Origin of the sequence: Enterococcus spodopteracolus (assembly GCF_030441955.1) — a bacterium.
Classification (GTDB): Bacteria; Bacillota; Bacilli; order Lactobacillales; family Enterococcaceae; genus Enterococcus_B; species Enterococcus_B spodopteracolus.
This window is the reverse complement of record NZ_JARJHD010000002.1, coordinates 148,966-175,212: the sequence shown is the minus strand read 5'-3', so window position 1 is coordinate 175,212 and position 26,247 is coordinate 148,966. Positions and strand designations below refer to the sequence as shown.

Below are 26,247 nucleotides of genomic sequence, written 5' to 3'. Positions count from 1 at the left end.
AATCAATCCCTACCCTTTCCCACCTTGAAATGAAGGATAAAGCGTCATACCACCGTCTACAAACAACGTGATACCTGTAACGTAGCTTGATTCATCTGAAGCTAACCAAGCAGCCGCAGCGGCAACTTCACTTGGTTTTCCGATTCGTTCCATCGGGATCATGCTTTCTGTTGTCGCTTTTTGCTCTGGGTCATCAAACTTTTCGGCATTAATCGGTGTTTTGATTGCTCCTGGTCCGATACTATTGATACGTATTCCTTCAGGCGCATACTCCATCGCAACACTTTGAGTGAATAGTTTTACCCCACCTTTTGAAGCGGCATAATGTGAGAAGGTCGGCCATGGGATTTGTTCATGGACAGAGGAAAGATTGATAATACTTCCTTTTACTTGGTGTTTTTTGAAATAATTGATCGCGGCTTTTGTTCCTAAAAACACGCCAGTAAGGTTGACTTGCATCACAGTTTCCCATTCTTCCAAGCTTAATTCGTGCGTAGGTTTTTGGTTTTCAGTGCCAGCATTGTTGACCCAAACATCCAACTGACCATAGGCTTCTATCGCTTGATCAATTAAAGTCTGCACGCCTTCTTCTGTTCCTACATCCGCTTTGACAGCTAATGCTTGCCCCCCAGCTTCTTCAATCGCTTTAACTGCTTCTTCTGCTCCATCAGCATCCGAATGGTAATTTACAACTACTTTCATCTTCTCTTCTCCAAAACGCTGAGAAATGGCTGTACCGATCCCTTTGGACCCACCAGTCACTACAGCTACTTTCTGCTCTAATTCTTTATACATAGAAGACACCCTTTCTTTTATCACATTAATAACAGATATTTTAAAACATTCGTTATTAGCTATAAAGACAGTGTACACTACGAAGTGTAGGTGAAAGCAAATCATACGCACTAAAAAAAACTTTCCAAAAAAAGAAAGCCCTTCAGTTATCCTGATTGGGCTTCTTCCTTATTCTTGAATACTACATTTGCTTACTCAACATGTTCAAAAAAATCAGCAGTTACTTGTTCGTCTGCTTTTAATTGCTCGATTAGAGCTTCTGCTCCATCAAACTTCACTTGATCTCGGATAAACTCGTGCCAACGAACGTAGACATGTTCACCATAGATATCTTGATCAAAATCTAGAATATATAGTTCGACTGTCAATTCACGTCCATCGCCAAATGTATCATTATGCCCGATTGATCCCATTGCTGGGTACCACGTCTCACCGATTTTGATTTCACAAACATAGACACCCACTTTTGGTAAATGAACGGTGCTTTTAACTTTGACATTGGCTGTCGGGAATCCTAATAAGCGACCACGTGCGTCCCCGTGGATGACCACACCGTCGATTTCATAAATATAGCCTAACAAATGGGCCACACTCGTGACATCCCCAGCATCCAAGTCTTGACGAATCCGTGAAGAACTGATTTTTTCCCCTTCTTGTTGCTCTTTTGGTACAGTGACTACTTCAAAACGACTTTTTGCATAACCAGGGAGATGAGGGACATCCGCAATTTCTTTTGGACCATACGTATAGTCAAAGCCAGAAACGGCATACTTAGCATTTAGTCCTACAATATACTGATCAACGAAATCTTGAGGGGCTAAGTGGGCAAATGCAGAAGTAAATTCAATTTCGTAAAGATAATCGATACCAAGTTCTGCCATTTTTTCTTCTTTTTGTTCTAACGTAGTCAAGTATTTGACGTTACTTGGGTTGATTTTTTTAAAGACGATTGACGGATGTTGATTAAATGTCATCAATGCCAATTTCAGACCCTCTCTTTGAGCAATTTCTCGCCCCGTTTCAATCACTTTCTGATGTCCTAAATGAACTCCGTCAAAGAAACCTAAGATCAGTACGACGTCTTCTTTCGGAATTTGTGAAACTTGATAAGGGTGTCTGATTTTGATGATTTCCATTTTTACATTAAACCTCATTTCTTAAAACTTTACTTGGTTTTAACTTATTTTTTTCTTTTGGATTTGGTTGGTAGATACTCACTACTTTTCCTTGATAAAAAAGGGCAATTTCTTCTGAGGGCATCTCTGATAGACCGAATACTTGGTAATCTAAGCGCATACCATTCTTGACTTTCTGCCACACTGTTTCGTCGATATCGACCTGTTTGAACTTTGCTACACCCGTTTCAATGGGTAATAAATACTCTTCGATCGTACCATTCTCCATATATGATGCTACTTCAGCTAAAGTAATAGCTTGGGATTCATCCATGCCGGCACTCACTGTTCTCGTCAAATCTGACATATGCGCAGGATAGCCCAGCTTACTCCCCGTATCTACAGCCAATGTTCGGACATAGGTACCTTTGCCACATTCGACTTCAAACCGCCACGAAACGGTACCTGCTTCTTTTGACCAGAGGATTTCACTCGTTCGTTCAAAACGATAGATCTGTGCCTTGCGTACAGGTCGTTCCACTGTTTCATTATTTCGAGCATATTCATATAAACGTCGACCATTGATTTTCACAGCCGAGTACATTGGAGGAATCTGTGTGATCTCACCGACCAAAGCAGCCATTGCTTCATCTACTTGGTCTTCTGTCAACACTTCGGTGACAGCTCGTTGTTCAACGATTTCTCCTGACTTGTCTTCAGTCGTTGTACTGTAGCCAAGTGTGATTTCTCCTTTGTAGGTCTTCCCCGAATCGGCCAGATATTCAATGACTTTAGTGGCTTTACCAATACAAATTGGAAGAACACCATCTACATCAGGATCTAATGTCCCCCCATGTCCGATTTTCTTTGTATGTAAAATTTTTCGTAATTTGAATACACAATCGTGGCTAGTCATGCCGCGTTCTTTCCATAAAGGTAATAAGCCTTCCATTTTCTGTTCTCCATTCTTTTAAGTATTAACTGAATTATTATAACACATCGGATCAAAAACTGACGGGATTGATCCTTAAATGTACGATTATTTTGTTTTAGAAACATAAACGTAACAAAAGTTCACACTGTTGTAAATAGAAAGGTGGTATTCTTTTTGTAAAGGAGGGAGCACCTATGGAAAATCTTTTCTTTGCACCTTTTGATTGGTTATACGGATGGTTATCTGGTAGATGATCGGATGATTCTTTGATCAGTCAATTCTCATAATTTGCTTTTATGATGAAACATGTTTTCCCCAAAAAGCGGACAATTCAGCGATGATCATCTGCTACGAATACAACGAAAAAATTCGAAAATGGCTCCTGCTATTTTTGGATTTTTTCGTTGTATTTCGTTTGGCTCTCTAGTGTCGAATGAAAATATACAAAAAAACAGTGAGGATACAGTTATTGTATCCTCACTGTTCGACCATTGATACGAACGAGTCAACCCGTTAGAACATTAGTCTTTGTTTAAATTACGCAATAATTCATCGATATGATTACCATATACAACTGATTCGTCTAGCTCAAACGTCAATTCAGGTGTTTTATAAATGCTCATGTTATGCCCTAATTCACGACGAATCAGTCCACTTGCTTTATTCAACCCTTCTTGCGCTTTTTTCTTATCTGAAGCTAAGTCAGATAAAAGGCTATAATAAATCGTTGCTTGTTGCAGGTCACCCGTGACATGCACATCTGTGATTGTTACGTTTTCCACACGTGGATCACGTACTTTTTTGCGTAAGATATCATTCACTTCTTTTAAAATTTCTTGACCGACTCTGCGGTCACGATAGTTAGCCATAATGAGCGGCCTCCTTTTTTTAAATTAGTCGACTTTGATTTCTTCCATAATAAAGCCTTCGATAACATCGTCTACTTTTAGATCATTGAATTTCTCAACCATTGCTCCACATTCAAAGCCCATTTTCACTTCTTTAACATCGTCTTTGAAGCGTTTCAAGCTTGCTAATTGTCCTTCGAAAATGACGATACCATCACGAATGACACGCACGCCGCTATCACGACGAATGTAACCATCAGTGACAAAGGCACCAGCGATCGTTCCGACTTTTGATACTTTGAAGGTTTCACGGACAGTCATTTGACCAGTGATTTTCTCTTCAAATTCAGGATCCAACATCCCTTTCATCGCTGTTTCGATTTCTTCGATGGCTTTGTAGATGATACGGTGAAGACGGATATCCACTTCTTCTGTATCTGCTTGGATTTTCGCTTGTGGTGTCGGACGAACATTGAAACCAATGATGATCGCATTACTTGCCGCAGCAAGCGTCACATCACTTTCATTGATTGCTCCAACAGCTGAATGGACGATCTTGACACGTACACCTTCAACGTCGATCTTCTTCAATGAAGCAGCTAATGCTTCGGCTGAACCTTGTACATCAGCCTTGATGATAACATTGACTTCTTTTAATTCGCCTTCTTTTAAGCTTTCAAACAAGTTGTCTAATGTCACACGACTAGTTGCTGCACGTTGTTCTAACATCGCACGTTTGCCACGTTCTTCACCCGCCGCACGAGCTGTTTTCTCGTCTTCAAAGACAACAAAACGATCGCCTGCTTGGGGTACATCATTCAATCCTGTGATTTCAACTGGTGTTGCTGGTCCAGCTGTTTTTTCACGGCGTCCTAAGTCGTTGACCATTACACGTACACGACCGTATGTGTTTCCAACAACGATTGGGTCTCCAACATTCAATGAACCTTGTTGAACAAGTAATGTTGTCACAGGACCTTTTCCTTTGTCTAATCGTGCTTCGATCACTGTACCGATCGCACGTTGTGTTGGATCAGCTTTCAAGTCTTCCACTTCTGCGACTAAAAGAATCATTTCTAATAGTTCTTCGATATTTTGGCCGAATTTCGCTGAGATTTCTACAAAAATCGTTTCGCCGCCCCATGCTTCAGGAATCAATTCATATTCACTTAATTCTTGCATCACATGTTGTGGATTTGCACCTGGTTTATCGATTTTGTTGACTGCAACGATGATTGGAACACCAGCTGCTTTCGCATGGTTGATCGCTTCTACAGTCTGTGGCATTACACCATCATCAGCGGCAACAACTAAAATCGTGATATCAGTGATACTTGCACCACGAGCACGCATACTTGTAAAGGCCGCATGTCCTGGTGTATCCAAGAATGTGATTGGTTTGCCATCGATATCGATTTGATACGCACCGATATGCTGTGTGATACCACCGGCTTCTCCGCTTGTTACGCGAGAATGACGTAAAGTATCGAGTAAAGTTGTTTTACCATGGTCAACGTGTCCCATGATCGTAACAACTGGTGGACGTGAGACTAATTTTTCTGGATTCACTTCATCCGCTTCAAAGAATTTATCAATATCCGCAATATCTACTTGGATTTTTTCTTGTGGTTCCATACCGTAGTCTGTTGCTAACAATTCGATCGTATCTTTATCTAATGCTTGGTTTTGATTGACCATCACGCCTAGCATAAATAATTTTTTAATGATCTCTGCTGGTTCGCGGTGAATTTTCTTCGCGATATCTGCAACATTCATACCTTCTGTATACTCTAATACTTCAGGTAACTCACGGAATTTACGTGGTGGAACTGCTGGCTTGTTTGAAGTTTGTTGTTTGCCTTTTTTCCCTTTTTTGTTGAAACGATTGCGGTTGTTATTGTTGAATTTGCCGCGATTGTTATTATTGTTTCTATTTTGGCTGCCGCCTTGGTTTGCTCCTTGACGGTTTTGGTTGCTGCCTTGGTTGTTAGCTTGGCGATTTTGGTTGCTACCTTGAGTAGTTCCCTGACGGTTTTGGTTACTGCCTTGGTTGTTACCTTGGCGATTTTGATTATTGTTTTGAGTAGTTCCTTGACGGTTTTGATTGTTTCCGCCTGTCTGGCTACTCTTATTCTGATTTGTTGATTGGTTTTTTCCTTGATTCACTTGACCGCTCCCTTGACCGCGATCTTGATAGTTGCGGTTACTTTTATTTTTTTGTTGGTTCGATAGTTCGTTTGTTTTCTTTTGGTTACTTGGCTGTTGTCCGGCTGGTTTTTGGTTTGCTTTTTGTACTGGTTGCTTTTTCTGCTGTGGTTGGTTGAACGCTTGTTGCAGTTTCTTTTCATCTTGTGTGCTGACCGCACCCATGTGATTTTTCACATCGATTCCAAGTTTCTGCGCTTTATCAACGACCTCTTTACTAGACTTGTTCCATTCTTTCGCTAGTTCATAAATTCGTTTATTGCCCATGCAATCACCTTCCTAACCTTCAATTAGCTCCTTGACCTTTTTTGCAAAGCCGGTGTCCGTGATTCCTATCACTTTCCGAGGTTTACCGATCATCTGCGTGATTTCTTCCTCAGAAAACAGCTCAAAGCAAGGAACTTTGTAGTACGAACTCTTATCTTTGATTTTTTTTCTGGTATTCTCACTGGCATTACTTGCGACGAAAACGATCTTGGCTTTTTGGCGACGGATGTCTCCGATCGTCAATTCTTCACCTGTGATCATTTTTCCGGCACGCATCGCTAGACCAATAAGATTCATGGCTTTTTGCCGATTCATTCCATTCATTCGCCAAATAGCTCTTTTCGGGCTTTTTGGTGAGTGACGTAATCTAATAGTTCTTGATAAAATTCATCTGTTAGCTTAGCTTCAAGTACACGATCCAAGAGATGTTTATCCCAAGCTTGTTGTACTTCCTCCGGCTCAAGTGAGACATACGCTCCTCGTCCAGGCATTTTTCCAGTAGGATCGATCGATACCACGCCTTCTTTTGAACGTGTGACACGAATCATCTCTTTTTTTGGTTTCATTTCACCTGAAACCACAGATTTGCGTAAAGGGATCTTCCTTTGTTTCATCTCTTTGCCTCCTTCACTAGCAGTTAAATTTCTTCTTGTTCAGTTACTTCAGCTGTTTCGTCTTCAAATGCGATTGTTTGATATTCATCATCTGTCAAATCTGATTGGATGATTGCTTCATCGTGTAATTCTTCAGAGATTGCTGCTTCTGCCTGAGCTTTTTTCTCATAGAATTCAGTCATGTCTGACTCTGATTTGATGTCGATTTTGTGGTTCGTCAATTTGGCTGCTAGTCGCGCATTTTGTCCGCGTTTACCGATTGCCAATGACAATTGATAATCCGGCACAACGACCGTACAAGCTTTTGGATTTTGTTCGTCAAAAATGACATCCACGACTTGTGAAGGATTCAATGCGTTCGCAATGAACACCGCAGGATCTTCATCCCACTCAACGATATCCATGTTTTCGCCCTTCAATTCATTCACGATTGCTTGGACACGTTGGCCTTTAGGACCGACACAAGTGCCGACAGCATCGATATTCGGATCAGTTGAGCGAACAGCCACTTTTGAACGATCGCCTGCTTCTCTAGCAACGCTGACGATTTCAACAAGTCCATCATAAACTTCTGGTACTTCTTGTTCGAATAAGCGACGCAAAAGATCAGGATGACTACGGCTAACAAAGACTTGAGGGCCTTTTGATGTATTCTCAACACGTGATACATATACTTTGATACGATCATGTGGTTGATAAAATTCATTTGGCATTTGGTCTTGTTTTGATAGTACCGCTTCGATTTTACCTAAATTGACATAGATATAACGTTTGTCTTGACGTTCAACGATACCTTGCATAATGTCTTTTTCATAAGCACTGAATTCGTTATAGATGATCGTGCGTTCTGCTTCACGTACACGTTGCAAGATGACTTGCTTAGCTGTTTGGGCAGCGATACGACCGAAATCTTTTGGTGTGACTTCAAAACGGATCTTGTCACCGATCTCGTAAGCAGGATTGATCAACAAGGCGTCTTTCAAAGATACTTCTAATTGTGAGTCCATCACTTCTTCGGTGACTTCTTTCACTGCATAGACATGGATCTTGCCTTTTTTTTGTTCAAATTCTACTTCTACGTTTTGTGCTTGCCCATAATGGCGTTTGTATGCAGAAACTAACGCAGCTTCTAAAGCGTCGATCACGATTTCTTTTGAGATTCCTTTTTCAGCCTCTAAAGCATCTAACGCGTTCAACATTTCTTTACTCATTCTTCTGTTTCCTCTCCGTGATTAAAATTGGATTGCTAAGCGAGCTTTGGCAATATTCTTACGGTCAAAAACAATTTCTTTTTCCCGTGTCTTTATGCGTATCTTCAATGTAAGCTGTTCAGCATCAAATGATTGGAGAAAACCTTCGTATTGTTTTTCTCCGTCAACTGGTTGATATAAAGACACATGGATATACTCTCCTCGTGCTTTTTCATAATCTGCCTCTTTTTTCAAAGGGCGTTCTGCGCCTGGAGATGATACCTCTAGAAAATATGCTTGTGGTATCGGGTCTGGCTCTGTCGTATCAAGTTTCTCACTTAATTTTTCACTGACAAATGCGCATTCTTCAATGTCGATTCCGCCTTCTTTGTCTATAAACACCCGTAAAAACCAGCTTTTTCCTTCTTTGACAAATTCTACTTCTACTAGCTCAAACTTTTGTTCATCTAAGATCGGTGTCACCATTTCTGTGACTGTTTCAACGACGCTACTCAAAGATTTCGCCTCCTTAAAATTAGATCCGTAATTCCATTAAAAAGAGTGAGCGAAAATTCCGCTCACTCACAGTTAGTATCATTACCTTAAATAACTATAACATAAACCACTCTAAATGACAAGCCATATCATTAGAACCAACTGGCAACCAGCTTTACTAATCTTTGCTTTCATTTTGATTCATTTTCATTTCTGACGTTGACTTTTATAACATATCAAATAACGATAATTGATTTTCATCAGGTAAATCTTTCAAGACACCATTTTCTGTCATATACTCGATCAACGTCTTCGAGACTTTCCCACGAGTTGCCAAGTCTTCTTTGGATAAGAAAGGACCATCTTTTCTAGCTTCGACGATTTGTTTCGCTACGTTGGCCCCTAAACTTGGTACCGCACGGAATGGCGCAATCAGCGTATCTCCTTCGATCACAAAGTTTACTGCATCGGATTTGTATAAATCGATCATTCCGAATTTCAAATCACGTTCTAGCATTTCATTGGCTAACTCTAAAACTGTCAACTGATTCTTTTCTTTTACAGAAGCATCTAACCCTTTATCCGTGATTTCCTTCATCGCCTCTTTCACTGCTTCTTTTCCTTTGCACATAGCGACAAGATTAAAGTCATCTGCACGAACGGAAAAATAGGCACAGTAATACAATATCGGAAAATAAACTTTGAAATAAGCAACCCGTAGCGCCATCAAAACATAGGCGGCGGCATGGGCTTTCGGGAACATGTATTTGATTTTCGAACAAGAATCGATGTACCAGTCAGGTACGTTATTTTCTTTCATTGCGGTCAAATACGTTTCACGTAATTCGTCAGGGATCTTATTCCATAATCCTTTACGCACCGTCTCCATGATTTTGAACGCCATGCCACTATCTAAGCCAGCATGGATCAAATAAACCATGATATCGTCACGACAGCCGATTACTTCAGCCAGCGTCGCATCCCCACGTTTGATCAATTCCTCTGCGTTTCCTAACCAAACATCCGTACCATGAGAAAGACCAGAGATCTGCAATAATTCCGCAAAGGTCGTTGGATGTGTTTCCTCTAACATCCCACGAACGAAACGTGTCCCAAATTCCGGTATCCCTAGTGTACCTGTTTTAGAATAAATCTGTTCTTGTGTGACTCCCAAGACTTCGGGTCCAGAAAAGATCCGCATCACTTCCGGATCATCGGTTGGGATCGTTTGTGGATCAATCCCAGATAAATCTTGCAACATCCGGATCACCGTTGGATCATCGTGTCCCAGGATATCAAGTTTCAAGACATTGTCATGGATCGAGTGGAAATCAAAGTGGGTCGTTTTCCATTCTGAATTCTGATCGTCTGCCGGATATTGGATCGGCGTGAAATCATATACATCCATATAATCGGGGATAACAATAATCCCTCCTGGATGCTGTCCGGTCGTTCGTTTGACCCCAGTAGCACCTTTGGCTAAGCGATCCACTTCGGCGCTGCGGTAATGCAAGTTGTGATCACGTTCAAACCCTTTTACAAATCCATACGCCGTTTTATCTGCAACAGTACCGATCGTTCCCGCACGATAGACATACTCTTCGCCAAATAATACTTTCGTATAATGATGGGCTTCTGCTTGGTAATCCCCTGAGAAGTTCAAATCGATATCGGGTACTTTATCGCCATGGAAACCTAAGAATGTTTCAAACGGAATATCATGCCCATCTTTATTTAAACGAGCGCCACATTTTGGACATTTTTTCTCAGGCATATCAAATCCTGAACCGTAAGTTCCATCTTCATAAAATTCCGAATACTGACAATCTGGGCAATAGTAATGGGGTGCCAATGGATTGACCTCTGTGATCCCTGTCATGGTTGCTACGAAACTAGAACCAACCGAGCCACGAGAACCTACTAAATAGCCATCTTCATTACTTTTATGCACTAACTTTTGTGAAATCAAATAAATCACAGAGAAGCCATTACCATTGATCGAATCCAGCTCTTTTTTCAGACGCTTTTCTACGATATCCGGTAATGGATCACCATACATTTGTTTTGCCTTCGAATAACTTAGATCCGTGATTTCATCTTCCGAACCAGGAATTTTAGGGGTATATAATTCATCTTTCACTGGCACGACTTCTTCACAGATATCTGCAATCTTATTGGTATTTTCAACTACGATTTCTTTTGCTAAATCCGTACCTAAGAAGGAGAATGCAGTCAGCATCTCATCTGTTGTTCTGAAATGCACTTCGGGCAGACTGTGACGATTCAATGGATTGGCTCCCCCCATCGAATTGACCAAGATTTTACGATAGATTGCATCTTCTTCATTCAGGTAGTGGACATTTCCTGTCGCTACAACGATTTTATCTAATGATTTGCCGATTTCTACTAAGTTACGAATGATTTCTTCTAAGTCATGTTCATTTTTGACAAGCTCTTGCTCCAAGAGTGGTGCATAGACAGCTTTAGGCATGACTTCGATATAGTCATAAAATTTCGCCCGGTTACGTGCTTCTTCTACCCCTTTTTGCATCATGGCTTCAAAAATCTCACCCTTGTCACAGGCAGAGCCAACTAACAAATCTTGTCGGAATTTTTTTAGCTGTGATCGGGGGATTCGTGGCACGCGTTCAAAATAATCGACGTTTGACATCGAGATCAATTTGAACAGGTCTTTTAATCCAGCTTGGTTTTTAGCTAGTAATGTGACATGGAAAGGTCGCGCCCGTTTGTAAGAATCACCTTCACCTACATGGGCATTCAACTGATCGTGATAATACATTTCGTGGTTTTCCATCGCTTCTTTGATAAATATCCAAGCCAGATGTCCGGTTGCTTCCGCGTCATAAATCGCGCGGTGATGTTGTTCCAAGCTAACACCGAATTTTTTGGATAGTACACCTAAACCAAACCGTTTGAATTGTGGATATAAATAACGAGCTAATTCTAAGGTATCTATAACTGGATTGGCTGCTTCAGGGATGTTGTATTTGGCATAACTTGTATTCAAAAATCCCATATCGAATGCCGCATTATGGGCAACTAGGATCGCATCTTTTGAGAATTCCAAGAATAAGCGTAAAACTTCCTCCTCAGATTTTGAACCGCGAACCATTTCATCCGTGATCCCTGTCAAATCAATGGTTGTTCGTGATAAGGGATGTCCAGGATCGATAAATTCATCAAAACTTTCGATGACATTTCCTTTGTACATTTTAACAGCAGCTAACTCGATGATCGTATCATAAACAGCAGACAAACCTGTTGTCTCCACGTCAAACACGACATAAGTGGATTCACTCAATGAATCATGGGCGTCATTATACGCAATCGGCACCCCATCATCGACCACATTCGCTTCGACACCATACAAGATCTTCACACCAGCTTTTTTCCCTGCACTATGTGCCTCTGGAAATGCTTGTGCACCGCCATGGTCAGTGATTGCAATTGCTTTATGTCCCCACTTACCTGCTTGTGCCACAAGATCTGAAATATTGTTCGTTGCATCCATAGTACTCATATTACTATGAAGATGTAATTCGACACGCTTTTCCTCTTCAGGAGAATAATCTTTACGTGGTGCATGTTTAACTTCTAAAATGTCTTGGGCATTCATCACTAGGTCACGAACAAACGTGTCTTCTTGGACACTCCCACGAACTTTCAACCAACTACCCGTACTGATTGCTTCAAAGATTTGTTCATCTTTTTCATTATTTGAAAACTTTTTGACGATAAATGAAGAGGTGTAATCTGTGATCTTCAATGTCAAAATCTTACGTTTTGAACGAAGCTCACGTACTTCTTTATCGAACACGTAGCCTTCGATCGTTACCCGGCGTTCCTCTTCCAAGATATTGATCATCGGTGTGATAGGCTCATCATTCGGGATATTTCTTCCTAGTTGGATTGGCCCGTCAAGCGCTGGTAATTGCTCTTTGCGCTCTTTTTTCTTTTGTTCATGAACAATCAAACTTTCAGCCGCTTGTTTCATGAACGCCTCAGCCTGTTCTTGTCGTCTTTCTTCAAAAAGCTTTAGGACTCTTTCTGCTTGTTGCTCATCAACTTCTGGTTCGATTCGAAACTTAGGAAAACCGTAACTAACAAATAACTGTTCTACTAATGGCAGATATTGTTGTTTAAGATAGCCGATCGCTCCCTCACCATCAACAGGCAAAATCACCTTATGCTCTTTGATCGTTGGTACTTGCGTCTTTAATACCTTTTGTACTAAAGGTGTATCGCATTGCTGACTTTCCAGTGCTTGCGACCAATAATCTTGTAAGAGTTGTTCATCGAATGTTTGATCCGCTGCTTGGACTGTGATTTTCACCTCAGCAATTTCTTTGAACGCAAGTATAACATGCTGCACCAGCGAGCGATAAAGCATCACAGGCAAAATAGCTGGAAAACGTAACGTAAACTCCCACAGACGAGATTTACGATGGACCACCACCTGTTCCATTTCCCCAGCAGAAATAAGCGGATGTGCTTTTTCTGTTTCTTCTAATTGGATCTGCTCCAATAATTTCTCAAATAACTCTCGTTTTTCTGACAAAAATATACGCCCTTTCTGTCAAGACCAGAAATTATTCCATTTCCGACCCTTACTTTTCAATACTATCTAGTATAACCCTTTTTAGGGAAATTTTCATTAAGGTTGTAAGAAAAGCGCTCTGACCTGAGCAGTAAGCTGGAAAATCAGAAAATAGCTTTTCATATTTTTTAATTTTCCAGCTTAATGTTGAAGGTTAGCTTTTCGAAAACCGTTTATCAGGTTGTGAAAAAAGCGATCAGCACTGAGGAATAAGACAAGAAAATCGAAAAATGGCTTTTTCATTTTGATTTTTTTGGCTTATTATTGAAGTGTTGCTTCTTGGACACCGTTCATTAACTGAGGAAAAGGAAATGAAAAAGTCGCTTCCGTCTCCTAAAAGACTGATACGACTTTTCCACTCTTGCTTATTCGCCTTGATTCAATAAAATCGGTAATGTATTTACAAGTTCTTCTTTACGAACTTCGACCATTTCACCTGTTTTTTTGATTTTCACTTCGACGATGCCATCTACTGCTTTTTTACCGACGGTGATACGGATTGGACATCCGATCAAATCAGAATCAGCAAACTTAACACCGGCACGCTCATTGCGATCATCAACAAGTACTTGATAACCAGCTTCGTTCATTGCTTTTTCCACTTCATTCGTCAAGTTCGTTTGGAACTCATCTTTTAAGTTCATTTGTACGACATGCAAATCAAATGGTGCAATGCCTTTTGGCCAGTGAATACCGTTTTCGTCTGCATTTTGTTCAACGATCGCGGAAAGTAGACGGCTCACACCGATACCATAGCAACCCATGATCACGTGTTTTTCACGACCATTTTCATCAAGAACAGTAGCTCCCATTGATTCACTGTAACGTGTACCTAGTTTGAAGATATGCCCGATCTCGATCCCTCGAGTGAAGGCTAATACGCCATTATTATCTGGCGAAGGATCGCCTTCTTGGACGAAGCGTAAGTCTTCATATGCTAGAACATTGAAATCACGTTCTGGATTGACATTGATATAATGGTAGCCAGTTTCATTCGCTCCCGCAATAGCGTTTGCCAGATCTTGAACATGACGATCCGCATAGACTTTGACCTCTTCAGCTACACCGATTGGTCCAACTGATCCAAAATCAGCGCCTAAATAGTTTTTCGCTTCTTCTTCTGTTGCTTCTTCTAAGAAATCTGCACCTAAGAAGTTTTTCAATTTCACATCATTGACTTCATGATCGCCACGAACTAAAACTAGAACAGGTTGCTCATCTGCTGTGAAGAGTACAGATTTAATAATTTTTTGTGGTTGAACGTCAAAGAAAGCTGCAACCTCTTCGATGGTTTTCACATCTGGGGTTTCTTTCTTTTCCATTTCCAATTGTGTTTCATGGGATTTTTTTGGCACATAGTAGCTCGTCGCCATCTCCAAATTTGCTGCATAGTCACTTTCTGTTGAATAACAAATCGTGTCTTCACCAATTTCTGAGATTGCCATAAATTCTTTTGAGTCTTTTCCGCCCATCGCGCCACCGTCACCGATGATTGCACGGAACTCTAGACCACAACGCTTAAAGATCTCTGTATAAGCTTTTTCATAATCTTTGTATGTTTCATCCAAACTCTCTTGAGAGGCATGGAAAGAATAAGCATCTTTCATGATAAATTCGCGTCCACGCAATAGTCCAAAACGAGGACGTTTTTCATCACGGTATTTCGCTTGGATCTGATAAAGATTCAAAGGTAATTTTTTGTATGAATTGACTTCATCACGGATCAATTCTGTAAATGTTTCTTCATGTGTTGGTCCTAAGATCATCTGACGATCGTTGCGATCATTCAAGCGATATAAGTTGGGCCCGTATGTTTCATAACGACCAGATTCTTGCCATAGCTCAGCAGGTAAAATCGCTGGCATCAACATTTCTACTGCGCCGATTTTTTCAAATTCTTCGCGCATGATCGTTTTTAATTTTTCTAATACACGATTTGCAAGTGGTAAATAAGAATAGATTCCAGCCGAAACCTGACGAATGTAACCGGCACGTAGTAAGATTTGATGACTTAATACTTCCGCATCATTTGGAACCTCTCTTAATGTTGGAATCAACATTTTTGATTGTCTCATTATCTAAACTCCTTTATTCCTCAAATAATCTAACGCATGTCATTATACCCTACTTTTTCTAGAAAAAGAATCGTTGAATGTCATTCCATGTTACTAATACCATCAATAGCATCAGGAAGCCAAAACCAACAAGCGTCAAAATGCCTTCTTTTTCCTGACTAAGTGGTTTACCACGGACACCTTCAAAAATATTCAAGACTAGTTTTCCACCATCTAATGCTGGGATTGGCAATAAATTGACGATCCCTAAATTCATGGATAAGATTGCCATCAAACCAATGACTGTCATGATTCCTTGATTCGCTGCCTCAGAAGACAATTGGAACATCATCACCGGTCCACCTAATTTGTCCAAGCTAAAGCCGGTAAATAATGAACCTAATGCTTTGAATATTTCCAAAGAGCTACTAAATGCACGTTGTGTTCCACCGATGATCTTATCGAAGAAGCCAGTTTTCATTGGCGCTTGTATCCCAAGTTGACCAATTTTTTCACCATTCGACTCAATTGCTTTCGGTGTCACTTCAACAGAAGAAACCTGTCCATTTCGTTCAACTTCAAAATCAAGTGGTTTATCTGGATTTTCAGTAATGATCGCTGTCAGATCATTCCATGTTTGGATTGTTTTTCCCTCTACTGAAAGAATTTCATCATTTTCTTTCAGTCCGGCTGCAGCCGCAGCTCCGTCTGGCGTAACAACACCGATTTGGTTGGTATTTGTGACTGTCACCCCGCCTTGCATGAATGCTAATATGATGAATAATAGAATCGCTAGAATAAAATTATTCATTGGACCCGCAAAGTTAGTCAACATTCGTTGCCATAATTTGGCTGATTGGAACTGTACATCTCTCGGTGCGATCCTCAATTCAGTCCCATCCGCCTCGATGATCGAAGCATCATGATTCACTGCATACGTTACTTCTTGCGTTTCATCACCATTCACATAACCTGTGATCGTGAGTGCTTCATCAAGATCATAACGGATCAATTCCATTGGGATCGCATTGGTCAATTGGATTTTTTTGCTTAAATTGATTTTCTTTACGACATGATCTGAATCCATCAAGAGTGATAACGGCATTCCTGGGGCCATTTCCGTTTCGTCGTCCCCATTCCCAGCCATTCTCACATAGCCACCGATTGGTAACAAACGCAATGTATAAGTCGTGCCGTCTTTTGCTTGATGACCGTAGATTTTAGGTCCCATGCCAATCGCAAACTCACGAACTAGGATTCCTGATCGTTTCGCAAAGAAGAAGTGGCCAAATTCATGTACGATCACTAAGATGCCAAAAACGATAATGAACGTGATAATTGTTCTCATCCTATTCTCCTTTACATTAATCATTATTTTTTATTCAGTTAAAATAAAACTACTTAATTTTACCATATTATCCAAACTTCACCAAGCACCGATTATAATGTGAAAAAATAAAAATTCTGTAAAGAATCCCTTCATGATCTTGTCTTCTTGACTAGTAAATGACTGACCGCTTAGGAAGCTTCTCTACAGAATTTTGATTTATATCAATCCAAATAAATACATGACAGGAAAGACGAATAACAGACTATCGAATCGATCCAATATTCCTCCATGTCCTGGTAAAATATTCCCTGAATCTTTGACTTCGTAGTGACGTTTGATCGCAGACTCAACTAGATCCCCGAATTGTCCAACAATCGAAAGAATGATCGTTAGGAGTAACATGACTAGTAGTCCATGACCAAACAATTCTTGTGGTGGATACAATAAGAAGTACAATAATGCAACAACTACTGCACTACCGATCCCCCCTAATGCACCTTCAATCGTTTTGTTGGGTGAGATATCTGGCCATAGCTTACGCTTACCAAAACGTCTACCAACTAGATATGCGCCAATATCGGTTGCCCAAACGATGAATAAGCCAAAAAGCAATACGTTGATTCCTTCTGTACGCGCACTAACAAAGTTTTGAAAACCAAAACCGACATATAAACTGGTAACAACTGGAAAACCAGCTTCATCGATCGTATACATATTTTTTGAGAAGACAGCGGCACCCAATAGGATCATCACAGTCAAATAAAACAACATAAATTCATTTGTTTGTTCAGGTAAAAAGAAAAACCAGCGCTCTTTCGGCAGGACAAGAAAAACTGCACCGATGGCAGAAAGAACTCCTTCAAAACTTAATAGTGTCAATCCTTTCATACGAAAAAGTTCATAGACACCAACTACTGCTAATAAAGCCGCTACTAGCTCAAGACCAATTCCTCCGATCCAAATGATCGGAATAAATAATGCCAATGCTACGACCGCAGTGATCACACGTTGCTTCATGATTGTTCTCCTTTATCTACACTTTTTACGCCACCAAAACGACGGTCTCGATGTTGATAAGAAGCGATTGCTTCCTCTAAATGGGCGCCGTCAAAATCTGGCCATAAGGCTTTTGAAAAATATAATTCACTATAAGCAATCTGCCACAATAAGAAATTACTGATCCGTTCTTCGCCACTTGTCCGTATGACTAAACCTGGATCGCGAAGTTCGGGAGGTAAGAAACCGGTCATCAAATGATCCGCGATCATGTCCTCGTCAATGTCTTCCGTAGAAAGATCATTTTCTTTTACTTGTTCACTGATTGCTTTGACTGCAGAGATGATTTCTGCCCGACTACCATAATTCAGGGCGAAGTTTAAGATCATTCCCGTATTTTCTTTGGTTTGTTCAATGGCACGGCGTACTGCATCTTGCGTATGTTCCGGCAAGAGTTCTTCATAGCCCATCACTTGTACCTTGACATTTTCAGCAATCAACTCAGGGACGAACGTATCAAAAAAGTCTACAGGTAATTGCATCAAAAAATTGACTTCCTCTTTTGGACGTTTCCAATTTTCGGTCGAAAACGCATAGAGCGTTAACACCTTTACCCCAAGTCGAGAAGCTTTTTTAGTGACTTTCTTAACGGTTTCCATGCCTTCTTTGTGGCCAGCCACTCGCGGAAGACGACGATTTTGTGCCCAACGACCATTCCCATCCATGATGATTGCGATATGTTTCGGGATATCTCTCTGCGCATCAAAATGGTACTCACTTTTTTCTTGAATATATTTGTTTTTTTGCGGAAAAAAACGTAACATTCTTTTTCCTCCCATACTAAAAAATTACAACTATCTTTACCATTATAGCAATATCTATCGTTATTTCCTATGGTATAGCCCTTTTTTTACGCAAATTCAAAGGATTTTTTAGTTTTTCTTAGTCAAAAAAGTAAAAAACAGGAGACAGCACTTCACACTGTCCACCTGTCTTTATTGATTCTTATACTTCAAGCAATTCTTTTTCTTTGTCTGCAGCGATACGATCTACTTCTTTGATACTGTCATCTGTTAGAGTTTGCACTTCTTTTTCTAAGTCACGCAAATCATCTTCTGTAATATCGCCATTTTTTTGTTGTTTCTTGTACTCATCGATTGCATCGCGACGAATGTTACGGACAGCGATTTTTGCATTTTCAGCTTCTTTTTTCACGTCTTTCGCTAATTCTTTCCGACGTTCTTCTGTTAACTGAGGAATGACTAAACGAATCACATTTCCGTCATTTGTTGGGCTGATACCGATGTCGCTTGCCATGATCGATTTTTCGATGTCTTGAAGCACACTTTTATCGAATGGTGTGATCATCAATACTCTTGCTTCTGGGATCTGGATCGATGCTAGTTGGTTCAATGGTGTTGGTGCGCCATAATAATTAACAGTAATACGATCTAATAAGCTCGCATTCGCACGGCCGGCACGGATCTGTCCAAGTTCACGTTGTAGATTTTGTGCTGCTTTTTGCATCTTGTCTTTTGCTTCTGTCATAATTGCATCTGCCATTGTTTATTTCCCCCTTACGGTTGTTCCGATATTTTCACCTAAGATTGCTCGGCGAATGTTTCCATGTTCATTAAGATTGAACACAAGTAACGGGATATCATTGTCCATACTCAATGAACTAGCAGTTGAATCCATTACTTGTAATCCTTTTGCAATGACTTCCATGTGTGTCAATTCATCGAATTTCACTGCTGTTGAATCGATTTTTGGATCGGCAGAATAAACACCGTCAACATTGTTCTTAGCCATTAAAATAACATCAGCGCCAATTTCAGCTGCACGTAATGCCGCAGTTGTATCTGTAGAAAAATAAGGGTTTCCAGTACCACCGGCAAAAATAACGATGCGCCCTTTCTCTAAATGACGCTCTGCTTTACGACGGATGTATGGTTCTGCGATTTGTCGCATTTCAATTGAGGTTTGTACGCGTGTAGGAACACCAACATTTTCTAATGTATCTTGTAATGCTAAAGCATTCATCACAGTTGCTAACATGCCCATGTAATCCGCTTGTGCACGTTCCATCCCCATTTGTGCGCCAATTTGACCGCGCCAGATATTTCCACCGCCGACAACAATTGCCATCTCTACGCCTAACTCGTGGACTTCTTTGATTTCTTGGATGATTTCTTTGATAACTGGTGGTTTGATTCCAAACCCTTCATCTCCAGCTAAAGCCTCTCCACTTAATTTTAAGACGACACGCTGATATTTTGGTGTGACCATGTTCATTCCTCCAATATTTTCTATTGACATTCTACCATATCCAGATAGTTTAGGCACGAAAATACCTATGCTCCTGATATCTCTTGCCCTAAAAAAAAGAGCTGTGACGAATGTCGCTGCTCCTCATTTCATTCAAATAAGCGATGGAATCGATGGGGGCACAAAGAAAACGGAGAATGATCTTCATTTTCTTTGCACCAAACATCGTCCCATTGATCAAGTCTATAAACCGGATTATTTTTTCACTTGGTTCATTACTTCTTCTACAAAGTTATCTTCGCGTTTTTCGATACCTTCGCCGACTTCAAAGCGGACAAATGATTTCACAGTTGCGCCTTTAGAAGCAACAAATTTTTCAACAGTCATATCAGGATCTTTAACGAATGGTTGGTCAACCAATGCGATTTCAGCTTTAAATTTGTTTAAGCGTCCTTCAACCATTTTTTCAACGATGTTCGCTGGTTTGCCTTCGTTCAATGCTTGTTCAGTCAAGACTGTACGTTCGTGATCTAATTCAGCTTCAGGAATTTGTGTTTCGTTTACATAACGAGGGTTGATCGCTGCTACGTGCATCGCTACGTCTCTAGCTACTGCTTCGTCAGTCGTACCTTCTAAAACAGCTAATACAGCAATACGTCCACCCATGTGTAGGTAACCGCCAAATGCAGCGTTGTCCTCTTTTTCGATTACTTCAAAACGACGGAAGCTGATTTTTTCACCGATAACTTGTGTTGCTTCGATCAAGTCAGATTCAACTGTTCCTTTTGATGTTTTGATTTTCATTGCTGCGTCCATGTCAGCTGGTTTGTTTTCAGCAACTAGTTCAGCGATTTCTTTTACTAAGTCTTGGAACATTTCGTTTTTAGAAACGAAGTCTGTTTCTGAGTTGACTTCAACGATTGCTGCAGTATTACCTTTCACTGCAACTGAAGCAAGACCTTCAGCGGCGATACGATCGTTTTTCTTCGCAGCTTTAGCCATTCCTTTTTCACGTAAAAGATCTACTGCTTTTTCGATGTCACCTTCAACTTCAACCAATGCTTTTTTCGCGTCCATCATTCCTACGCCAGTCATGTCGCGTAGTTCTTTTACCATTTTAGCTGTAACGTCTGCCATTTTTTCTTCCTCCTAGTTGTATGCTTTTTCTTTAAAAAAAGCTGTTTCAAAGGAGAGTGAGGCTTGTCGCCTAGCCTTTGAAACAGCTCCATCATTTAAAAATTATTCTGCTGAAGAGTTGTCGCCTTCAACAACATCAACGATTTCTTCGATTGAAGTCGCTGTGTTTTCTGCTGAAAAATCTTCTTCAACTACTTGATCTTCCCCTTGATTTCCTTCGATGAAAGCATCAGCCATTTTTGAAGTAATCAATTTAACGGCACGGATTGCGTCGTCGTTTGATGGGATAACTACGTCGATCTCATCTGGATCACAGTTTGTATCAACCATTGCTACGATTGGGATATTCAATTTGTGTGCTTCTTGAACGGCAATGCGTTCTTTACGTGGGTCAACGATGTACATTACATCTGGGATTCTTGGCATATCAGCGATACCACCTAAGAATTTTTCAAGACGTTCACGTTGTTTGTTCAAACCAGCAACTTCTTTTTTAGGTAGAACTGCAAAAGTTCCATCTTCTTCCATTGCATTGATTTGTTTCAAACGAGCGATACGTTTTTGGATCGTATCCCAGTTTGTCAATGTTCCACCTAACCAACGGTGGTTTACAAAGTATTGTCCAGCACGAGTAGCTTCATCTTTGATTGCTTCTTGTGCTTGTTTTTTTGTACCTACGAATAAAGCAACGCCACCTTCTTCTGCTACGCTCTTCATGTAATCGTAAGCTGCATCTACTAATTTAACTGTTTTTTGCAAGTCAATAATGTAGATTCCGTTTCTTTCTGTGAAGATGTATTTCTTCATTTTTGGGTTCCAGCGACGCGTTTGGTGACCAAAGTGTACACCGGCTTCTAGTAATTGTTTCATTGAAATTACTGCCATGTTTGTTTCCTCCGATTTGGTTTTTATTTTCCCTCTTCTTGTCTTCCAACTCGCTAGCCAACTTTTACAAGCACCGACCAACGATCCAACAAGAATGTGGATTTATTGAGTAGTGACGCAAGATACACCAAAGTGATCTTTTTCTGCTCAACATTCAATAGTTTAACTGAATTGGGCATAAAATTCAAGAAAAAAAAATCAACTTACTTAATTTTTTGTGTCTTCTTTTTCTCCCTCTCATTTTTTTATTTTATTTCTTTGTTTTTTTATAAGGAATTCGTGAAAAAATAAACAGGTAACTGGAAAATAAAGATGGGCAATTCAACGTTTTTTTGTTATGATACTTGTGAAAAGTTTCGTTAAAGGAGAACTAAAATGCGAAAAACTGAGCGACACTTGTTGATTAAACAAATCATTGAAGATAATACGATCCGTACACAAGATGAAATGTTAGCTAAGCTGACTGAAATGGGTGTATCTGCGACTCAAGCGACGATTTCAAGAGATATACGTGACTTAAAAATCGTCAAGGCGCCTGATGAAAATGGTGTTTCCCATTTTGTCCTGTTCAAAGAAAAGGAGACAGCTGAATCAAAAAGCGAAGATGAAAAACGTTTGATCCAGATGATTGAAGATATCGTGTTAAAAGTGGAACGAGTTCATTTTTTGACTATCGTCCACACCTTACCAGACAACGCACCATTGTTCGCTGCTGTCTTAGATGAAATCAAACCGCCTCATATCGTTAGTACGATTGCTGGCTTTGATACAACGATCATTATTTCGAAAGATGATGAAGATGCGCAGTTAGTTGAAAACTTCTTGCATCATCCCACTACAGCTACAATTTTTTAAATACCATAACAAATAGTAATTGTATCTATATTTTTTGATGTTGGTGAAATTTGCCAGCATCTTTTTTATTTGAATCAATACTAGAGAAGAACCTTGAACCTCTCTCAAGTCGACTTAATCTTTCGTTGCTATGAAAGTTCCGGTATACCTCGTACTCAATTACCTCATAGAAACAACAATAGGAATGTCTTCCACTGGTAGAATACATACAAATATCATTGAGACACACAACAAGCGCTAAAAAATCATTTAAAGATTAGTTAACTTTTAATCAGGCAGGTTTTGCCAGTTTCATTTCAACATAAAACAACTATGAAACTGTATGCCTTACCAAAAATACGTCAAAAAAGCCGGGATTTTTTCAAATCCCGACTTGGCTCGTTTCTTAAATAAACTCTTCTAGATAAAAATCAATTTAATTGTAAAATATGTCATGGATTATTGACTGAAACATAACATTTAGATTTCTCTTCAGAAAATCTTTGAACAATGAAACTTTTTACATTTTATCTGGTGCATGTAATCCTAATAGACGTAAGTCTTCTTTTAGTAAAACAGTGACAGCATAAACTAACGCTAAGCGCGCATCTTTTTGGTCATCATCCGCTAAGATTTTTGTATGTGCATAGTACTTGTTGAACGCTTGTGCCAATTTGATCGCATGTTTTGCAATGATCGATGGCTCATATTTTTCACCAGCTTGAAGCACTGTTTCAGGATATTTCTGTACAAGCTTCACGACTTCCCAACTATTTTCGTCATTCAACGCATAAGCTTGATCTTCAGAAGGAACAAAACCTGCTTTGTCTAATAAACTCATCGCCCGAGCATGAGTATATTGGACATAAGGACCTGTCTCTCCTTCAAAACGAACCACTTCTTCTAAATTGAAGTCAAACGTATTTAAACGATCATTTTTTAAATCGTGGAAAATAACAGCACCCACACCGACTTGTTTTGCGATGACATCTTTGTTTTCCAAATCAGGATTCTTTTCACTGATTTGTTGTTTCGCTGAGTCGATTGCTTCATTCAATACTTCTTCTAGTAAAACGATCTTTCCTTTACGTGTCGATAGTTTTTTACCACCTTGTGTGATCAAACCAAACGGGATATGGTGCATATCATCTGCCCAGTCAAAACCTAGTTCTTTCAAGACAGCTTTCAATTGTTTAAAGTGATAACTTTGTTCATTACCAACTACGTATAGTGATTGACTAAAATCATACGTACGTTTACGGTATAGTGCAGCTGCCAAATCACGCGTAATATAAAGTGTCGCACCATCTGATTTTTTGATCAAGGCAGGATTTAGATCATAAGCAGATAAGTCAACGATTTCTGCACCTTTGTCTTCTTGTAAGAGATGTTTTTCTTCTAGTAATTCGACGATTTCATCCATCTTGTCATTATAGAAAGCTTCCCCGTTCAATGAATCAAAACGAACTTCTAACAAGTCATAGATCTTGTTGAATTCTTTCATTGATTCGTCACGGAACCATTGCCATAACTCCATCGCTTCTTCGTCGCCTTCTTCTAGACGCTTGAACCAAGAACGAGCTTCATCATTCAATTCAGGTTGTGTTTCAGCTTCTTCGTGGAATTGGACATATAGACGCAATAATTCATTGATTGGTTCAGCTTTAACAGATTCAGCAGATCCCCATTTTTTGTAGGCAACGATCAGTTTTCCAAATTGTGTGCCCCAGTCTCCTAAATGGTTGATACGTACTGGTTGGTAACCTAATTTTTCCATAATAAAGCCAATTGAGTTTCCGATTACTGTCGAACGTAAGTGACCCATTGAAATTGGTTTTGCAATATTTGGTGAAGACATATCGATCGGCACGCTTCCTTGGTTACCGATCGTGCTATCCCCATAGTGTTCTTTTTCTTTTACTACTGTAGCTAACACTTGCTTACTGATGATCTCTTTGTTCATAAAGAAGTTCAAGTATGGTCCGACGACTTCGATTTTTTCAAAATTTGTTGCATCGATTTTCTCAGCAAGATCCGCTGCGATCTGTTGTGGTGCTTTGCGGAAGATCTTTGCTAAAGAGAACGTGGGAAATGCGACATCTCCATGATCCGCTGATTTTGGATTTTCAAGTAATTGTGCGACTTGCTCCAACGTCAAATCATCTTGTACGACTTCATATAGTGCTTTTGCAACAACATCTTTGTTATTCATTTATTTTCCTCCTACATATTGTTTGCTGTAAAACAAAAAAATCTCTAGCAAATCCATCTTTTCCATGAATTTACTAGAGACGAGAATTCCCGCGGTACCACTCCAATTGTCCTAAAAAAGGACCTGCTCAATCTGATATCGGTAGACGACCGTCTGTCAAAGACAGAGTTCTCCAAGTGCGCTTCATTGGGATTTGTTCGTCCGGCTTCCACTCTACCCAGACTCGCTTTGAACGAAATGACACCAATTACTCTCTTGTTCAGCAAACGTTGCTCTTATTTAACTTGATTTGAATTATAGCAGATATCCCATCTCCTGGCTAGAGTTTTCTTCATAAATAAACGGTGTTCGAAAAGCTGACCTTCAACAATAAGCTAAAATGTCCAGGAGGTCTAAAGGAGATTAAAAACCAACTGGACATTTTATACACATGGTCATGGTAAAACGATAAAAAGTTTCTTACGCTTCATCAGCAACAATGATTGTTCCTTCTTCTGAAGCTAATAGATTTTCAATATTTTCTAAGGAAGTAATAATTGCTTTCCCAGTAGGACGAGCCTCAACAAAGGCAATCGCTGCTTCCACTTTTGGCAACATGCTTCCTGGAGCAAATTGGTTTTCAGCAATATACTGTCTCATTTCTGAAACACCAACTGTTTCTAATTTCTTTTGATCTGGTTTTTGATAATTTACGTAGACATTATCGACACCAGTCAACACGATCAATAGATCTGCACCAATGATCTCTGCTAATTTTTCAGAAGCAAAATCTTTATCGATAACAGCTTCTTTTCCGTCAAGACCAGTCGCAGTTTCCACTACTGGAATACCACCGCCACCTACAGAAATCGTGATCACGCCTTGTTCGACTAATGTTTGGATCACACGAGCTTCTTTGATTGAGATTGGTTTTGGCGAAGCAACAACCTTACGCCAGCCACGACCAGCATCTTCTTTGAATGTAACGGAAGAGTCTGCTTTCATCTGATCGTTCGCTTCTTCTTCTGTATAGAACGGTCCAACTGGTTTGCTTGGATTTTTGAACGATGGATCATTTTCATCAACGATGACTTGTGTCACTAAAGAAACGACATCTTTATCGATTCCTTTTTCCTTCAACACTTCGCCCATCGCATTTTGTAACCAGTAGCCAATGGAACCTTCCGTCATTGCCACACAAGTATCTAATGGCATAGCAGGCGTTTTTTCGGAATCAGCTGCTTGCTGTTGGATCAACAAGTTCCCAACTTGTGGCCCGTTCCCGTGTGAGATGATTAGTTCATCTCCTTGTTCAATGAATTTCACTAAGTATTTTGCTGTTTCCATCAACGCGTCTTGTTGCGCTTTTGCACTTGCATCTGTTGATAAAATTGCGTTTCCGCCCAATGCAACGACTACTTTTCTATTTGCCATGTTTATCTCCCTTTCTTTCAGAACATTCTGAATTTTA

General features: G+C 40.0%; 21 protein-coding genes. 1 reads left to right on the top strand and 20 read right to left on the bottom strand.

The window, feature by feature from the left end:
• Positions 1–9: 9 nt before the first annotated feature.
• The 18 genes from P3R27_RS03785 to rpsB form a co-directional block, all read right to left on the bottom strand.
• On the bottom strand, positions 10–795 hold the full coding sequence (locus P3R27_RS03785; protein WP_034687593.1) for a glucose-1-dehydrogenase: 786 nt from the start codon (positions 793–795) through the stop codon (positions 10–12).
• 191 nt (positions 796–986) lie between these two features.
• Complete coding sequence (gene ribF, locus P3R27_RS03780; protein WP_034687595.1) at positions 987–1,931, bottom strand: riboflavin biosynthesis protein RibF; 945 nt, start codon at positions 1,929–1,931, stop codon at positions 987–989.
• A gap of 7 nt (positions 1,932–1,938) precedes the next feature.
• Complete coding sequence (truB, locus tag P3R27_RS03775) at positions 1,939–2,862, bottom strand: tRNA pseudouridine(55) synthase TruB (RefSeq protein ID WP_034687597.1); 924 nt, start codon at positions 2,860–2,862, stop codon at positions 1,939–1,941.
• 503 nt (positions 2,863–3,365) lie between these two features.
• On the bottom strand, positions 3,366–3,713 hold the full coding sequence (gene rbfA / locus P3R27_RS03770) for a 30S ribosome-binding factor RbfA (protein ID WP_010735198.1): 348 nt from the start codon (positions 3,711–3,713) through the stop codon (positions 3,366–3,368).
• A 24-nt stretch (positions 3,714–3,737) separates the two neighbouring features.
• A complete protein-coding gene (gene infB / locus P3R27_RS03765; RefSeq protein WP_034687599.1) occupies positions 3,738–6,164 on the bottom strand; it encodes a translation initiation factor IF-2 in 2,427 nt (808 codons plus the stop codon).
• Positions 6,165–6,176: 12 nt separating this feature from the next.
• On the bottom strand, positions 6,177–6,488 hold the full coding sequence (locus tag P3R27_RS03760; RefSeq protein ID WP_034687600.1) for a YlxQ-related RNA-binding protein: 312 nt from the start codon (positions 6,486–6,488) through the stop codon (positions 6,177–6,179).
• Positions 6,485–6,778, bottom strand: coding sequence for an RNase P modulator RnpM (gene rnpM, locus P3R27_RS03755; protein ID WP_010735195.1), 294 nt, complete (start codon positions 6,776–6,778; stop codon positions 6,485–6,487). The genes P3R27_RS03760 and rnpM overlap by 4 nt, the downstream gene beginning before the upstream one ends.
• A 23-nt stretch (positions 6,779–6,801) precedes the next feature.
• Complete coding sequence (gene nusA, locus P3R27_RS03750; RefSeq protein WP_010735194.1) at positions 6,802–7,989, bottom strand: transcription termination factor NusA; 1,188 nt, start codon at positions 7,987–7,989, stop codon at positions 6,802–6,804.
• Between the two features lie 21 nt (positions 7,990–8,010).
• Positions 8,011–8,484: a ribosome maturation factor RimP gene (gene rimP / locus P3R27_RS03745; RefSeq protein ID WP_010735193.1), complete on the bottom strand. Its 474-nt coding sequence runs from the start codon at positions 8,482–8,484 to the stop codon at positions 8,011–8,013.
• Positions 8,485–8,689: 205 nt separating this feature from the next.
• On the bottom strand, positions 8,690–13,042 hold the full coding sequence (locus tag P3R27_RS03740) for a PolC-type DNA polymerase III (protein ID WP_126134155.1): 4,353 nt from the start codon (positions 13,040–13,042) through the stop codon (positions 8,690–8,692).
• A 404-nt stretch (positions 13,043–13,446) separates the two neighbouring features.
• Positions 13,447–15,156 carry a proline--tRNA ligase gene (locus P3R27_RS03735; protein WP_010735191.1) on the bottom strand — a complete coding sequence of 570 codons (1,710 nt, stop codon included), beginning with the start codon at positions 15,154–15,156 and terminating at the stop codon, positions 13,447–13,449.
• 58 nt (positions 15,157–15,214) lie between these two features.
• Positions 15,215–16,483 (bottom strand): RIP metalloprotease RseP, encoded by a 1,269-nt coding sequence (gene rseP, locus P3R27_RS03730; RefSeq protein WP_126134156.1) that lies wholly within the window; start codon positions 16,481–16,483, stop codon positions 15,215–15,217.
• A gap of 198 nt (positions 16,484–16,681) precedes the next feature.
• Positions 16,682–17,482: a phosphatidate cytidylyltransferase gene (locus P3R27_RS03725; RefSeq protein WP_034687606.1), complete on the bottom strand. Its 801-nt coding sequence runs from the start codon at positions 17,480–17,482 to the stop codon at positions 16,682–16,684.
• Entirely contained in the window at positions 17,479–18,285 is an 807-nt protein-coding gene (gene uppS / locus P3R27_RS03720) for an undecaprenyl pyrophosphate synthase (RefSeq protein ID WP_065095888.1), read from the bottom strand. The genes P3R27_RS03725 and uppS overlap by 4 nt, the downstream gene beginning before the upstream one ends.
• A gap of 181 nt (positions 18,286–18,466) precedes the next feature.
• Entirely contained in the window at positions 18,467–19,024 is a 558-nt protein-coding gene (gene frr / locus P3R27_RS03715; RefSeq protein WP_023519849.1) for a ribosome recycling factor, read from the bottom strand.
• 3 nt (positions 19,025–19,027) lie between these two features.
• Entirely contained in the window at positions 19,028–19,750 is a 723-nt protein-coding gene (gene pyrH / locus P3R27_RS03710) for a UMP kinase (RefSeq protein ID WP_010735186.1), read from the bottom strand.
• A 234-nt stretch (positions 19,751–19,984) separates the two neighbouring features.
• On the bottom strand, positions 19,985–20,866 hold the full coding sequence (gene tsf / locus P3R27_RS03705; RefSeq protein ID WP_126134158.1) for a translation elongation factor Ts: 882 nt from the start codon (positions 20,864–20,866) through the stop codon (positions 19,985–19,987).
• Between the two features lie 102 nt (positions 20,867–20,968).
• The gene (gene rpsB / locus P3R27_RS03700) at positions 20,969–21,751 is read right to left on the bottom strand and encodes a 30S ribosomal protein S2 (protein WP_010735184.1); all 783 of its coding nucleotides are present in this window, start codon (positions 21,749–21,751) and stop codon (positions 20,969–20,971) included.
• A gap of 375 nt (positions 21,752–22,126) precedes the next feature.
• Between rpsB and P3R27_RS03695 the strand changes: the two genes are divergently transcribed.
• Complete coding sequence (locus P3R27_RS03695) at positions 22,127–22,606, top strand: arginine repressor (RefSeq protein WP_034687612.1); 480 nt, start codon at positions 22,127–22,129, stop codon at positions 22,604–22,606.
• Between the two features lie 499 nt (positions 22,607–23,105).
• Here P3R27_RS03695 and argS read toward each other — a convergent pair whose 3' ends face one another.
• Positions 23,106–24,797: an arginine--tRNA ligase gene (gene argS / locus P3R27_RS03690; RefSeq protein ID WP_034687613.1), complete on the bottom strand. Its 1,692-nt coding sequence runs from the start codon at positions 24,795–24,797 to the stop codon at positions 23,106–23,108.
• Positions 24,798–25,256: 459 nt separating this feature from the next.
• Positions 25,257–26,210, bottom strand: coding sequence for a carbamate kinase (arcC, locus tag P3R27_RS03685; protein ID WP_034687615.1), 954 nt, complete (start codon positions 26,208–26,210; stop codon positions 25,257–25,259).
• Positions 26,211–26,247 lie beyond the last annotated feature (37 nt).

Excerpts from the sequence above, each read along its gene's own strand:
- rbfA (WP_010735198.1), bottom strand. The coding sequence starts at position 3,713 with ATGGCTAACTATCGTGACCGCAGAGTCGGTCAAGAAATTTTAAAAGAA.
- infB (WP_034687599.1), bottom strand. The coding sequence starts at position 6,164 with ATGGGCAATAAACGAATTTATGAACTAGCGAAAGAATGGAACAAGTCT.
- truB (WP_034687597.1), bottom strand. The coding sequence starts at position 2,862 with ATGGAAGGCTTATTACCTTTATGGAAAGAACGCGGCATGACTAGCCAC.
- pyrH (WP_010735186.1), bottom strand. The coding sequence starts at position 19,750 with ATGGTCACACCAAAATATCAGCGTGTCGTCTTAAAATTAAGTGGAGAG.
- nusA (WP_010735194.1), bottom strand. The coding sequence starts at position 7,989 with ATGAGTAAAGAAATGTTGAACGCGTTAGATGCTTTAGAGGCTGAAAAA.
- uppS (WP_065095888.1), bottom strand. The coding sequence starts at position 18,285 with ATGTTACGTTTTTTTCCGCAAAAAAACAAATATATTCAAGAAAAAAGT.
- P3R27_RS03725 (WP_034687606.1), bottom strand. The coding sequence starts at position 17,482 with ATGAAGCAACGTGTGATCACTGCGGTCGTAGCATTGGCATTATTTATT.
- ribF (WP_034687595.1), bottom strand. The coding sequence starts at position 1,931 with ATGGAAATCATCAAAATCAGACACCCTTATCAAGTTTCACAAATTCCG.
- arcC (WP_034687615.1), bottom strand. The coding sequence starts at position 26,210 with ATGGCAAATAGAAAAGTAGTCGTTGCATTGGGCGGAAACGCAATTTTA.
- frr (WP_023519849.1), bottom strand. The coding sequence starts at position 19,024 with ATGGCAGATGCAATTATGACAGAAGCAAAAGACAAGATGCAAAAAGCA.
- P3R27_RS03785 (WP_034687593.1), bottom strand. The coding sequence starts at position 795 with ATGTATAAAGAATTAGAGCAGAAAGTAGCTGTAGTGACTGGTGGGTCC.
- rnpM (WP_010735195.1), bottom strand. The coding sequence starts at position 6,778 with ATGAAACAAAGGAAGATCCCTTTACGCAAATCTGTGGTTTCAGGTGAA.
- rseP (WP_126134156.1), bottom strand. The coding sequence starts at position 16,483 with ATGAGAACAATTATCACGTTCATTATCGTTTTTGGCATCTTAGTGATC.
- rpsB (WP_010735184.1), bottom strand. The coding sequence starts at position 21,751 with ATGGCAGTAATTTCAATGAAACAATTACTAGAAGCCGGTGTACACTTT.
- P3R27_RS03695 (WP_034687612.1), top strand. The coding sequence starts at position 22,127 with ATGCGAAAAACTGAGCGACACTTGTTGATTAAACAAATCATTGAAGAT.
- tsf (WP_126134158.1), bottom strand. The coding sequence starts at position 20,866 with ATGGCAGACGTTACAGCTAAAATGGTAAAAGAACTACGCGACATGACT.
- P3R27_RS03760 (WP_034687600.1), bottom strand. The coding sequence starts at position 6,488 with ATGAATGGAATGAATCGGCAAAAAGCCATGAATCTTATTGGTCTAGCG.
- argS (WP_034687613.1), bottom strand. The coding sequence starts at position 24,797 with ATGAATAACAAAGATGTTGTTGCAAAAGCACTATATGAAGTCGTACAA.
- P3R27_RS03735 (WP_010735191.1), bottom strand. The coding sequence starts at position 15,156 with ATGAGACAATCAAAAATGTTGATTCCAACATTAAGAGAGGTTCCAAAT.